Origin of the sequence: Coprococcus sp. AF102-57 (genome assembly GCF_027686195.1) — a bacterium.
GTDB lineage: Bacteria > Bacillota > Clostridia > Lachnospirales > Lachnospiraceae > Allocoprococcus > Allocoprococcus comes.
On sequence record NZ_JAQCSY010000001.1, the window covers coordinates 38,772 to 51,171 of the forward strand.

The 12,400-nt window shown below is 42.6% G+C and carries 12 protein-coding genes; 1 reads left to right on the top strand and 11 read right to left on the bottom strand.

The features are described 5' to 3' along the window. Positions 1-269: 269 nt before the first annotated feature. The 6 genes from PGZ10_RS00235 to PGZ10_RS00260 form a co-directional block, all read right to left on the bottom strand. Complete coding sequence (locus tag PGZ10_RS00235; RefSeq protein WP_270540422.1) at positions 270-701, bottom strand: putative ABC transporter permease; 432 nt, start codon at positions 699-701, stop codon at positions 270-272. 75 nt (positions 702-776) lie between these two features. Continuing rightward, positions 777-2,225, bottom strand: a complete 1,449-nt coding sequence (miaB, locus tag PGZ10_RS00240; RefSeq protein WP_270540423.1) for a tRNA (N6-isopentenyl adenosine(37)-C2)-methylthiotransferase MiaB — start codon at positions 2,223-2,225, stop codon at positions 777-779. 15 nt (positions 2,226-2,240) lie between these two features. Then, entirely contained in the window at positions 2,241-2,420 is a 180-nt protein-coding gene (locus tag PGZ10_RS00245) for a DUF4250 domain-containing protein (protein WP_008375347.1), read from the bottom strand. Positions 2,421-2,437: 17 nt separating this feature from the next. After that, positions 2,438-2,977, bottom strand: coding sequence for a DUF5662 family protein (locus tag PGZ10_RS00250; RefSeq protein WP_008375346.1), 540 nt, complete (start codon positions 2,975-2,977; stop codon positions 2,438-2,440). Beyond that, positions 2,974-4,695: an alpha-amylase family glycosyl hydrolase gene (locus PGZ10_RS00255; protein ID WP_243271927.1), complete on the bottom strand. Its 1,722-nt coding sequence runs from the start codon at positions 4,693-4,695 to the stop codon at positions 2,974-2,976. Before PGZ10_RS00255 ends, PGZ10_RS00250 begins: the two co-directional genes overlap by 4 nt. Continuing rightward, positions 4,686-5,678 carry a sugar ABC transporter substrate-binding protein gene (locus PGZ10_RS00260; RefSeq protein ID WP_117558217.1) on the bottom strand — a complete coding sequence of 331 codons (993 nt, stop codon included), beginning with the start codon at positions 5,676-5,678 and terminating at the stop codon, positions 4,686-4,688. Before PGZ10_RS00260 ends, PGZ10_RS00255 begins: the two co-directional genes overlap by 10 nt. A 129-nt stretch (positions 5,679-5,807) precedes the next feature. Here PGZ10_RS00260 and PGZ10_RS00265 point away from each other — a divergent pair, with 129 nt between their 5' ends. Then, positions 5,808-6,122, top strand: a complete 315-nt coding sequence (locus PGZ10_RS00265; protein WP_008375343.1) for a DUF1292 domain-containing protein — start codon at positions 5,808-5,810, stop codon at positions 6,120-6,122. Here the strand turns inward: PGZ10_RS00265 and PGZ10_RS00270 are convergent, their stop codons facing one another. The 5 genes from PGZ10_RS00270 to grdD all read right to left on the bottom strand — a co-directional run bounded on the left by PGZ10_RS00270 (position 6,123) and on the right by grdD (position 12,388). Next, positions 6,123-7,985, bottom strand: a complete 1,863-nt coding sequence (locus PGZ10_RS00270; RefSeq protein ID WP_270540424.1) for an ATP-dependent helicase — start codon at positions 7,983-7,985, stop codon at positions 6,123-6,125. 99 nt (positions 7,986-8,084) lie between these two features. Continuing rightward, positions 8,085-9,542 (bottom strand): glutamate--tRNA ligase, encoded by a 1,458-nt coding sequence (gene gltX, locus PGZ10_RS00275; protein ID WP_055157834.1) that lies wholly within the window; start codon positions 9,540-9,542, stop codon positions 8,085-8,087. Positions 9,543-9,681: 139 nt separating this feature from the next. After that, complete coding sequence (locus PGZ10_RS00280) at positions 9,682-10,206, bottom strand: threonine/serine exporter family protein (RefSeq protein ID WP_243034355.1); 525 nt, start codon at positions 10,204-10,206, stop codon at positions 9,682-9,684. Positions 10,207-10,224: 18 nt separating this feature from the next. Beyond that, positions 10,225-10,986 (bottom strand): threonine/serine exporter family protein, encoded by a 762-nt coding sequence (locus PGZ10_RS00285; protein WP_118198298.1) that lies wholly within the window; start codon positions 10,984-10,986, stop codon positions 10,225-10,227. A gap of 247 nt (positions 10,987-11,233) precedes the next feature. Continuing rightward, a complete protein-coding gene (gene grdD / locus PGZ10_RS00290) occupies positions 11,234-12,388 on the bottom strand; it encodes a glycine/sarcosine/betaine reductase complex component C subunit alpha (RefSeq protein ID WP_118217888.1) in 1,155 nt (384 codons plus the stop codon). Between the last annotated feature and the right edge of the window lie 12 nt (positions 12,389-12,400).

The following is a 12,400-nucleotide window of genomic DNA, read 5'->3' on the forward strand; positions in this document are numbered from 1 at the left end:
TTCTCATTCAATAAAAACAGTTTATATTTTCCCCGATTTTTCCTGCTTCCCTCCTTTTTCCATGATTATATTCACTTGTTTTTTATCTTGAACCTTTCTTGTATCTTACTGAATTCTTCGAAAATTGTCAACATTTTACATTTAACAAAATGCATTTATGCTCATTTTTGTAAACATCCACAAAAAAGATGAAAAGAGTTTGGTTTCCCACGACTCTTTTCATCTTAATTTCGTCATTTTTCACATATCAAAAAATGCTTAAGTCCCTTTTACAATACATGAAACTCCGGCTTTTCCTCCCCATATACACCCCAGAGCACCACTCCTCCAAGCACGATCGCCAGGCACAAAAGTCCTGAAAACATCACCATAAATGGCAGACAGATCTGACCACACAGTTGGAACGGCTGATCCCGGTAATCCCAGATCCCGATCTTCAGCCATTTATTACAGATAATCCCCGTCACAAATTCCAGGGATGTCAGGAAAAGCACTGCCCGGATAATTTGAATCCACATCGGCTCAGACCAGTGCATTACCTCGCCCTGAAAACTACAAAATGTCAATGTAACTCCCCCAAGCACAAACATGGTCCAATGAGAAAATCCACGAAACCAGATCTCGATCAGATAATAGATGCTTCCCCCTGCTGCTATCAGAAAGACTATCTCACTTACCCTTTTACTCACTCTTTTCACCATAAAAAACGCCCTCACTATGCAAATCTCTTACATAGCATGAGCGTTTCTTTTGGATTTTATCACAAATCATTGGATTTATTTACAGAGTTCTCCCATATAATAGAAACCTTTTGCCTCTTTTAAGTAAACTGTCACGATCTTACCGATCATGCTTTCATCTCCCGGGAAATGTACCAGGAGGTTGTTGCTCATTCGTCCTGTCATCAATGACGGATCATGATCGTTGACACTTTCTACCAGCACATCCTGTGTGGTTCCCTGATGTACAGAGCATACTTCCGCTGAAATCTGCTGCACCTCTTTTAAAAGGCGATCAAAACGGTCTTTTACCACGTCGTCAGGAACTTGATCTTCCATTGCTGCCGCAGGGGTTCCTGTTCTCTTGGAATAGATAAAAGTAAAGGCACTGTCATAACGCACCTGTCTTACAATATCCAGAGTATCCTGGAAATCTTCCTCTGTCTCCCCAGGGAATCCGACGATAATATCCGTTGTAAGGGAAATATCCGGCACTGCTTCGCGGATCTTTCTTACCACCTCAAGATAATGCTCCTTGGTGTAATGGCGGTTCATCTTCTGCAGGATCCTGCTGCTTCCTGACTGGACCGGAAGATGCAGATGCTTGCAGATTTTCTTGGAATGTGCCATTACATCAATCAGTTCATCTGACAAATCCTTTGGATGGGAAGTCATAAAGCGGATTCTCTCCAGTCCTTCAATCTTCTCAATCTCCTGAAGAAGCTGTGCAAATGTCATCGGCTCTTCCAGATTCTTTCCATAAGAGTTTACATTCTGACCAAGGAGCATAACTTCTACCACACCATCTGCCACAAGTCCTTCAATCTCGCGAATGATATCTTTTGGATTACGGCTTCTCTCACGTCCACGCACATACGGTACGATACAGTAGCTGCAGAAATTGTTACATCCGAACATGATGTTAACACCGGATTTGAAGGAAAATTTACGTTCGCTTGGAAGATCCTCCACAATCTTATCGGTATCCTTCCAGATATCGATCACCATTCTCTCAGATTCAAATCTTGTCACGATCAGTTCTGCAAATTTATAAATATTGTGAGTTCCAAAGATCAGGTCAACAAACCGATAGCTCTTCTTGATCTTCTCTACAACAGTCGGTTCCTGCATCATACATCCGCAGAGTCCGATGAACATATGCGGATTCTTTTTCTTCTTTGCACCAAGCTGTCCCAGACGTCCGTAAACACGCAGATTCGCATTTTCACGGACGGTACAGGTGTTGTAGATAACGAAGTCTGCTTTCTCTTCATCCGGCTCTTCCTTGTATCCGATCAGTTCCAGAACACCGACCAGCTTTTCGGAGTCACGAGCGTTCATCTGACAACCGAAAGTCGTCACGCAAAAAGTCAGATCTCTTCCGATCTCCTGTGCTTTTTCGCTTACATACTTCCGCGCTTTGGCAATGTAATAGTACTGTCTCTCCGGCTCAGTGACCGGAGCTTCTTTGGTAAGATCTATTGCATCAAAATCAATATTATTCATATGTTATTAACCTCTCTATACAAACTGGTTCAGCCCTGCATCATATTCATAATCAATGGATGCCAGTTTCTCTGTCAGTTCTTTTTTCTCAATCTGCATCTCCTGGCAAAGAGTATCCAGATCTGCATAAAAATCCCGTAATTTTGTATTGACCACACTCAGAAGAATCATTGGATCCTTTGGTAAATCTGCCATGTTTTTATCCTCTTTTTCTAATAATCTCTCGTTTTCAACACGGTATTCCGGATATAATCAAAAGTTTTCTCTTCCCCGTCTGCCGCAAGCATATAGAGAAGTTCTTCCAGAAGTGCCCTGGTATCCTTATGCATCCAGTCCCCTGCAATACCGTGAAGATAATATTCAAGCGGTGACGTATCCGTATATTTATCTTTCATATAAATCTTGGATGCTGCGATCCGGTCCATTAACATCTCGACCACATACTTTTTGGGCATCTTCATCCCGGTAAGCATTGGTTCCCCTTCCAGTCCGTAGTCAATCCAGTATTCATAATGATGTTTATTGCGCCCTTTATGGTGCAGCCATGCCGAAGAATAGCCCTTTTCTTCTCTTTCTGCGTTATTCGGGCTCCGGTTTCCCTGGAAATACCTGCACCCAACCCAGAACTCCGCCGGAGAGTACTTCGACATATCATGCAAAAGTCCCTGTCTGTAAAGTCCTACCTTAAAGCAGTTCTTCATAACCAGATATTTGTGATGTGTTATGGTGCAAAAATGTTTCCAGATTTTCATTCTTTAGCCTGCCTTCCAACAAAAACTTTGATCGTTCGCTCCTCCAGCTGAACCTTCTTATCTTTTACCGGAACTGCTTCTTTTTCATCCAGGACTCCTTCTTTTGTCCCTGCTATGCACACCCATTCCATTCCTTTTGGAAGGGAAGGAAGTGCAAATGAATGCGAAAGCCAGTGCATATTATATGCAATATAAAAGTCCTTCTCTGTACTTTCTTCATGATAGAATACACCAAGCTGTCTGCTTGCACGCCCTGCCGGCATCTGCCACGCATCCTCCCCATGATAGGAAATCTGAGGGATTCCGCTTCTGCCCATCGTGTCTTCTGATTTTTTCGCTATCTGCTTCATACAGGCTTTGCGAAGTGCAATCAATCGACATACAAATGTATATAATTCCTCCTGTCTGGAAAGCTGGTTCCAGTCAAGCCATGATATCAGATTATCCTGGCAGTATGCATTATTATTTCCTTTCTGGGTATTCATAAATTCATCCCCGGAAAGGATACACGGCATTCCCTGTGCAAATAAAAGTAAAAAGAACGCATTAAATATCTGATTCTTCCGCAACTCGTTAACCGCCTTTTTCCGGCTGTTCCCTTCTGCCCCACAGTTCCAGCTGTAATTATAATCCGGACCATCCAGATTATTCTCACCATTTGCTTCGTTGTGCTTTCCGTCATAGGAAACTACATCACAGAGCGTAAATCCGTTGTGGCTTGCAATATAATTATACAGCTGTGTATCCTGATTCTTCAGCTGGCAGATCACATCCCGGATCATGCCCTCATCTCCCTTTAAGAAACGGCGCATCACATTCTGGAATCCGTCTTCTTTTTTGAGGATCTTACTTTTCGCAAGCACAGGATCCTTTGCAAGTTCATCCGGATTGCAGATATATGGATTCACAATAAATCCATCCACATGATACTGCATCACCCAGTAACGCAGGCAATCTAAAATCAGAGAAAACGTAGTTCCCTCTGTGAAAGGCATCTCAAGAATAACTTCAATCCCTGCAAGATGCATCTGACGAACAAGTGACTTCATCTCATTCACCGGATCTCCTGCTGCATATGATGCTTTTGGTGCAAAGAAATATGCTTTTCCATATCCCCAGTAATTCACATGCCTCTGATTCTCATCAAATTCATAAACCGGCATCAGATGGATCTGGTTAATCCCCAATTTTTGAAGATAGGGCAGTTTCTCCGTAACTCCGTCAAACGTTCCTTTGTGTGCGACTCCGGACGAACTGTGTTTTGTAAATCCACGGACATGAAGACTGTAGGCGATCACATCTTCCTTTTTCAGATGCGGAAATTGCGACTTTCCCCAGTCAAATGTATCTGTTACGATCCGGGTACGCAGTTTTCTCTTTTCCTTTCCCTTTGACACAGACCAGTGTTCTCTGCCTGAAAATGCTTTTCCATATGGATCCGGAACTATCTTTCCACCGATTTTATAACAATATTCATAATCTTCCGGTTGTTCCAGCACCACGGAGAGAAAGTGCAGATTTCCTGCCACATCAGAGTATGGCATCTCCTGTGAAAATGCTGAAGCCCTGGCACCTTTTTTATAAATAATCAGTTCACATGTCTGTCCTTCCGGAACTGCTACCGAAAAATTCGCTGTCTGTCCTTCCACAGTACATCCCTGTGGAAACGGAAATCCCACTGCTGTCTTCATATCCACTGTTCCCCCTGTTACTGCCATCCGTCAACTCCATACATATCTACATTCGAGGCATCAATAAAAAATACATCCAGATACGTTGTCTTTTCATAATCATCCCCGTTTAAAATAGCAAAACCGATTTTGGCCGATTCTTTTCCGAGTTTGATCGGTGATTGCGCACTTGTTCCGCGAATCAGGGAATCCGTCTTCTGAAGTTCTTTTTTCAGATCTGGAGAACCATCTACCCCGTAAATCTTTACATCAGTAAGACCGGCTGTTCTTGCTGCAACCAGTGCCCCAAGCGCAATCTGGTCGTTCCCGCACATTACTGCCGTAACATCCTTATTCTCTGCAAAAATCTTGTTAGCTGCTTCTCTTGCCTCGTTCAAATCTCCACTGACATCTGCTCTTCCTACAATCTCAAATCCCTTTCCGGCAATTGCTTCCTCAAAGCCTGTAATCCTCTCTACAATAGAATTCTGTGTAAGACCTTCAAGAATTACAATCTTTCCACCATCCGGACTCTGCTGTATCAGATCTTCTCCACAAAGCTGTCCGGCAGCTTTATTATCCGAACCAATAAAAGCTTCAATATAATCCGTATCCTTAACTTCCGTATCAATATTGATGATCTTAACATCGGCTTCCTTAAGCTCTTCCAGAGCAGGTGTGATCGCATCTCTTGATACCGGACACAGAAAAATGGCATCCAGTCCGTCTTTGATCATCTGATGGATCTGCTCGATCTGGGTGTCTACATTCAGTGCCGGATCTTTTGTCACCAGCGTACTTCCCTGTGCTTCGACTGCTTCTCTCAGTGCCTGCTCAAGTGTAATATAGTATGGATTTTCCATGGTAATACAACTAAATCCAAAACGATAGCTTTTTGCCTCTTCCTTGCTGTCATCGTCCTCTTCTGCTATTGCATTGTCCTGGCTTGTCCCAACATTCTTCTTACAGCCTGCAGTCATGCCAATACAGAGAACCATCACAAGAAAGATAGAAAAAATCTTTTTCTTCATATAGATAAACCTCCCTGAAACCTTTCTTTTATTGTATCTTTTTTACCGCTAATGTCAATACTTTTCCCCTTGCAAATATCCCCATACTCTGTTAGAGTGATAGTATCAGATTGAAAGGAGAACTGAACAATGGAAAAGGAACATAATCTGCTTGAATCCGATGTTGTCACACTGACACTTGATGACGATGTGGAAATCGAATGCGCCATTATCACAACTTTTAATATGGATTCTACCGAATACATTGCACTTCTTCCGCTTGATGAAGACGGTGGAAATGAGGACGGAGACGTATGGATCTATCGCTTTATCCGTGATACCACAGGCGGCTCCGATCATGATCTTCAGAATATCGAAGATGATGATGAGTATGACCGCGCTGCGGATAAGTTTGATGAATGGCTTGATACACAGGAATTTGAAGGCTTTGATATTGAAGAATAATTATTTTATTCTCTGACCTAAAAGTTCTTCCACAAAACGGGACGGTTTGATACTGTTCCTGTTTTTTTGTGTAATATAGGAAATGCAGAGATTATTCTTCGCACGGGTTAATGCTACATAAAAAAGTCTTCTCTCTTCTTCAATCTCGTCTTTCTTTTCTGCCTTCTGATGCGGAATCTCACCCTCATTGGCATGGATCACAAATACATCCTCAAATTCCAGTCCTTTCGCTGAATGGATCGTCATCAGCTGTACCTTATTCTCCCGCTCTCCTTTGATCTTCCTTGCCTTTGCCTGCTGTTCTTCCAGCTCCTGCGTATATTTTGCAATATGGATTTCCCATTCATCATAGGATTTGAAGTTTTTACTCCTCTCCTCAAGCTCTGCCATCACATCCATCAGCTGCTTCCACGAAATCTGATGTTTTTCGGCATATTCCTTCAGAAAATCATCATATCCGATCTTTTTCCGGATATACTGGATTGCCGCATAAGGTGCCATATTCTTCATCATACGGACATCCACATCAAACTGGTCAATAATATCCAGCATCCAGTCCTTATCGCAATAAAATTTACGCAGATCCTCAAAATTTACCTGCCGGTTCTCCATACTGTTCCGTGCCAGATACCTGAGTGGTCGGTTACAGATTGTCAGGAAAAGCGACCTGTCCCGCTTTCCTGCTGCCAACTGCAGATATGCCATCATATCTTTTACAATAAAATGCCTGTAAAAATTGGTCACATAATCTCGCATTTCAAACGGGATACGGTGTTCGCTTAATATTTCCGAAATCATTCGCGCCTGGACTGCTGCCCGGAAAAGTACAGCAATTTCTCCCGGCTTTATTCCCTGGTCCAGTTTTTTCTGGATCTCTTCCGTTACATACTGCGCCTCTTCCTGTTCATCCAGGACTTCCTGCACATGAACATTCTGTCCTCTTCCCCGAAATGACTGTACACGCTTATAAAAACGGGTATCATTATGCAAAATCACTCTTGCCGCTGCTCCGGTAATAAATTCGGTAGAACGATAATTCACCGTCAGCGAAATGGTCCGAAGTGACGGGAATTCCTGCTTCATATAAAGCATCAGCTCCGGCTTTGCTCCACGAAATCCATAAATGGACTGATCATCATCCCCGACTACAAACAAATTGTACCTCGGTGCTGCAAGCATCCGGATCACTTCATACTGCACACGGTTGATATCCTGGAATTCATCGATCAGGATATACTGGAAACGCTTCTGCCATCCTTGCAGAATCTCCGGCTTTTTCCGGAAAAGTGCATAACACTGTACCAACATATCATCAAAATCAAATTTTTTCAGTTCTTTTTTCTGATGCTCATAGCTGCGGAACACTTCTGCAAACTCATCTTGTGTAAGATACTTACTGTGAAAATCTTTCAGATGACAAAGTCCGTTCTTTACCATGCCGACTTCCCGCAGAAGTTCTCTCACCAGTTCCTCTTCATCTTCTACCTCAGGTGTTGATTCGATATCGGTCTGGTCTAAGACCTCCTGTAAAAGTACAGAGGACTCTTTTTCAGACATCAGATTATTCGCACCAATCCCATAGGCACATTTTAGAATCCCATAAAAAATACTGTGAAAGGTCCCAAACGTTACCGGATAATTTTTTCCGGCAGTCAGCCTTTCAAAACGTTCTTTCATTTCACGTGCTGCATATCTTGTAAAAGTAATTACAAGAATCTGATCCGGGCGTACTCCGCTCTCCTCAATCAGATAACGGGTACGTTCTGTGACAATAAGCGTCTTTCCCGAACCCGGAGGTGCCAGCACCATACACGGTCCATTCCCGTGCTTTATCGCTTCATCCTGTCCTCTGTTTAGTTTCATGAACTCCCCTTCTCATATGTAATACAACAGAACGGATTCCTCTTCCGCATTACGCGAAAAAAGAAATCCGTCCCCCATGCATACTTTTATATCTGTATATTATCTGCTTAATAATTCTATTGCATTCTTGATTCTTTCTACAGATTCTGCCTTACCAAGAACTTCCATGATCTCAGTCGCTCCACCCGGAGTATTCTGCTTTCCTGAAACTGCAGTTCTTACCGGCCACATCACATATCCGTTCTTATAACCTTTTTCTTCTGCAAATCCCTTCAGCAGCCCGAATAATGCGTCATTACTGTAATCATCCCATGCTTCCAGTCTTGGAAGAATTTCTTTTAATACTTCCAGAGAAGTCTCTTCGTTAGTCTTCATCTTCTTATGGCAATACATTGCAGTATCATATTCCGGAACAGCTTCAAAGAAATCAATCTGGTCTTTGATATCAGGAAGGATTTCGATACGGCTCTTGATCAGAGACGCAATCTTTTTCAGATCATAATCCTTTGTGATCACTTTCTTGATATACGGCTCTGCAAGTTCATAGAATTTATCAAAATCCATAGCCTTCAGATATTCCCCGTTCATCCACTTCAGCTTATTGATATCAAATACAGCCGGTGATTTGCTCATATGATGATAGTCAAATGCTTCAACAAGTTCCGGCAGTGAGAAGATCTCTCTGTTATCCTGCGGACACCATCCAAGAAGTGCCACATAATTTACAATTGCTTCACTTACAAATCCCTGATCCAGAAGATCTTCGTAAGAAGAATGTCCACATCTCTTGCTGAGCTTTTTGTGGTTCTCATCTGTAATCAGCGGGCAATGTACATAGACCGGTACTTCCCATCCAAATGCTTCGTAAAGACGGTTGTACTTCGGTGCTGAAGAAAGATATTCATTTCCTCGGACAACGTGTGTAATATTCATCAAATGATCATCAATAACGTTCGCAAAATTATAGGTCGGATATCCGTCTGATTTGATCAGGATCATATCATCCAGTTCCGCATTCGGAACGGTAATATCTCCATAAATTTCATCATGGAAAGTTGTGGTTCCCTCTGTCGGCATATTGATGCGGACAACATATGGCTTTCCGGCTGCAAGGTTTGCTTCTATCTCTTCTTTACTCAGATGCAGACAATGCTTGTCATAATTCACAATCTGTGTTCCATCCTCTGATACAGAAGTTTTCAAAGATTCCAGACGTTCTTTATCACAGAAACAGTAGTATGCATCTCCCTGTTCAATTAACTGCTTAGCATACTTCATGTAAATTCCTGAAGCCTGTCTTTCACTCTGAACGTATGGTCCGACACCGCCATCTTTATCTGGGCCTTCATCATGAACAAGGCCTGTCTTCTCCAGTGTTCTGTAAATAATATCCAATGCACCTTCTACATATCTTTCCTGATCTGTATCTTCAATACGGAGCATAAAATCTCCGCCTTCATGTTTTGCGATCAGGTATGCATATAATGCAGTACGCAAATTACCGACATGCATTCTACCTGTCGGACTCGGTGCAAATCTTGTTCTGACTTTTTTCATTTTAGTGTTCCTCTCTTTAACTTCTGTTTTATTTTCACTGTGAAAATAAACTATTCACAGTTCTCTATGACATTCAAATATATGTTCATCTTTATTATACTAACACATTCCCTTTTTTACTTCAAGCATTCCGAAGCCACTATTTTCCCCGTTTTTCTGTATTTTGCGGTTCCTCAGCTCCAGGAACGATCTTTCGGACATACTTCATGGAATTCTGCTTCCACTCACTCTTCTGAAAAGCCTGGAAAAAGGTATCCACGACAAAAATTGCAAGAGAGATCACGCCTGCGATCTCTAATGTCTGGATCAGATAAAATTCGGACATCGCCTCGTTCCCGTCGATCAGATAATGAACCGTCTGGTACATCCCGTTTCCGGGAACAGTCGGAAGAACCCCGGCAATCAGAAACAACGTAACCGGTGTCTTATAAACTCTCGCAAAAATATGCGAAACAACTGCAGCTGCAACTGCTGAATATAAAGATGCCATCAAATCTCCTCTGCCAAAATGTATTGCAAGCAGATAAACAAATCCACCAATTGCTCCTACAATACCAGCCTGAAGAACAAAGCGACGCGGAACCTGAAGGAGAACCGCAAAACTGTAAATAGATAAAAACGCTCCAAATACCCGGATGATCATTTCAAAAACAGTACTGTTCATTTTTTGCTCTCCTTCCTGCTAAAAAATCTTTGCGCAAAGCGCCAGCCCAATACCAATTCCAATTGCAATCCCAAGTGCTTTTAAGAAAGCTTCCATCACTCTTGCACCACCGGAAAGATAATCCCCCCGCAAGGTATCCCTGACAGCATTGGTGATTGCCATTCCCGGTACAAGAGGCATGAAACTTCCTATCATAACAGTATCCATATTCATCTGATCACCCAGACCTTCTTTTAGAAGGCAGCAGGCAAACGCAACACCAAATCCTGCGAAAATATCCTGAATAAATGGGTGAAATTTCAGATCCTGTCCCGCTGATACAAAGGCAACAAGAAAAAGTCCTACAACGATGGCTGCCCCGGTATCTGCAATGGATCCACCAAAAAAAATTGTAAATCCCACACCAACCCCCATCATTGCCAGGTTAGTTGTCTTGCGGCTGAACTCGAACTGTTTTAACGTCGAAAGCTTCTCATATGCCTGCTCTAGTGTCAGATCATCTCCACAATACTGCCTGGAAATCTCATTAACATTTACGACGAGCTTTAGATTGGTATCCCGTTCTTCTACTCTCTTTGTAACAGTAACTGCCTTTTCGTTCTCCAGTTTGATCGTCGCGGAAATTCCGGTCATGATCACCAGAACTTCTGCCATCTCGATGTGATCCGCCGTCTTCAGTATATGATGCATGGTATCTTCCACACGATACGTTTCCGCTCCGCTTCGCAGCATTATTTCACCGGCAAGCATCGCCGTTTTTAGTAATAATTGCGTATCCATGACTTTCTCCCTCTCACTTTTTTGGATTTATAACTGTCATGATACTATTTCCTATTCTAAAAATCAACCAAAAATTTTTTCGTACACAAAGCAGTACAATCATTACTGTTCACAGTATCTGTGACAAACAACGTACAATCTTTCTGCAAAAACAGTTTTTCGCAAGGAAAAAGGCTTCCCGGTCTTATGACCGGAAAGCCTATCTTCCTGAATTAGAGTGAGAGTGTTTATAAAAAGGCAGATTTTATTAGTTAATATATCCGCTCTTTTTCAGTTCTTCCTCAGCTTTTGCGAGATTTGCGTCTGATACACGGATGATTGGTCCTGTGCATCCCATTCCGCTTTCTGCGTAAATGCCGAGTTTCCACAGTACTTTAACTGCGTCTTCCAGATCCATTACTTCAATACCTGGAATCTGTGCTGTAACGATTTCCTTCGGTGGCTCTTTTACTTCTTCTTCAGCCGCTGCCGGTTTCTGAGAAGCTTTGTGCTCATCAAGGATTTCTTTTAATCCAGCTTTCTTAACAGCTGCAAATTCTTCTTTCGCTACTTCAAATACTTTTCCTCTTACCAGCTGTGCTGCGTAACGGATTGCATTTGCGATAACCGGTGCTCCGGATGCTCTGGATACGATCATGACAAGCTGTTCATATCCTTCTCCGATTCCTGGTCCATATCCAAATCCTGTAGCTTCAAAGCTTCCGCCTGTTGTGAAAGAAGAAAGCATTTTCACCATGATATTTCCGGTAAGGGAATCTGTTACCATGATGTCCGGGGATGCCTGAAGGACGTCATTTCCTCTCATAACGCATCCACCATCTGCTCTTCCTGATTCTGCAAATTCGATCGGATATCCGTTCTCCTGCAGTTTCTTCAGAGCTTTCTCTGTCTGACGTGCACCGTCTACATTCAGGATACCAACGGTCGGATTCTTCTTACCACAAGCTTTTGCAGCGATGATTCCGTAGATCGCATTTTTGATCATTCCTTCAATACGGTCTGTGCTGGATGTTCCTGTTGTATTAGCGATGAACATTTCTTTTGCAGTTGCCGGTGTTACACAGCGTCCTACTGTAGATACACCGATCGGGAATGGGAAGTGCATGGTTACTGCTGCATCTACTTCTCCATTCTTCAGCATTTCTTCCATCTTATCATGACCTTCTTCATCGTTAGCCACTTTAACAGTTGTAACGCCTTCTGCTTCTAATGTTCCGATATAATATACATCAATTCCGTCTTTTGCCGCTTCAATTGCCGCTGCCATAGAGTTTTCTTCTCCATGTTCGCTTCCCATTCCGGTCAGTGCAACTTTCGGGCGCTTTCCGAAGCTTCCTGTCTCCAGTCCCTGCGCCATCTCCATAAAGGTGTCGGCAATCATTCTTTCAATTCCATTTGCCATTTTGTTTGTCCA

Bases quoted from the DNA above. Each gene is read 5' to 3' on its own strand.
- PGZ10_RS00235 (WP_270540422.1), bottom strand. From the start codon at position 701: ATGGTGAAAAGAGTGAGTAAAAGGGTAAGTGAGATAGTCTTTCTGATA.
- miaB (WP_270540423.1), bottom strand. From the start codon at position 2,225: ATGAATAATATTGATTTTGATGCAATAGATCTTACCAAAGAAGCTCCG.
- PGZ10_RS00245 (WP_008375347.1), bottom strand. From the start codon at position 2,420: ATGGCAGATTTACCAAAGGATCCAATGATTCTTCTGAGTGTGGTCAAT.
- PGZ10_RS00250 (WP_008375346.1), bottom strand. From the start codon at position 2,977: ATGAAAATCTGGAAACATTTTTGCACCATAACACATCACAAATATCTG.
- PGZ10_RS00255 (WP_243271927.1), bottom strand. From the start codon at position 4,695: ATGGCAGTAACAGGGGGAACAGTGGATATGAAGACAGCAGTGGGATTT.
- PGZ10_RS00260 (WP_117558217.1), bottom strand. From the start codon at position 5,678: ATGAAGAAAAAGATTTTTTCTATCTTTCTTGTGATGGTTCTCTGTATT.
- PGZ10_RS00265 (WP_008375343.1), top strand. From the start codon at position 5,808: ATGGAAAAGGAACATAATCTGCTTGAATCCGATGTTGTCACACTGACA.
- PGZ10_RS00270 (WP_270540424.1), bottom strand. From the start codon at position 7,985: ATGAAACTAAACAGAGGACAGGATGAAGCGATAAAGCACGGGAATGGA.
- gltX (WP_055157834.1), bottom strand. From the start codon at position 9,542: ATGAAAAAAGTCAGAACAAGATTTGCACCGAGTCCGACAGGTAGAATG.
- PGZ10_RS00280 (WP_243034355.1), bottom strand. From the start codon at position 10,206: ATGAACAGTACTGTTTTTGAAATGATCATCCGGGTATTTGGAGCGTTT.
- PGZ10_RS00285 (WP_118198298.1), bottom strand. From the start codon at position 10,986: ATGGATACGCAATTATTACTAAAAACGGCGATGCTTGCCGGTGAAATA.
- grdD (WP_118217888.1), bottom strand. From the start codon at position 12,388: ATGGCAAATGGAATTGAAAGAATGATTGCCGACACCTTTATGGAGATG.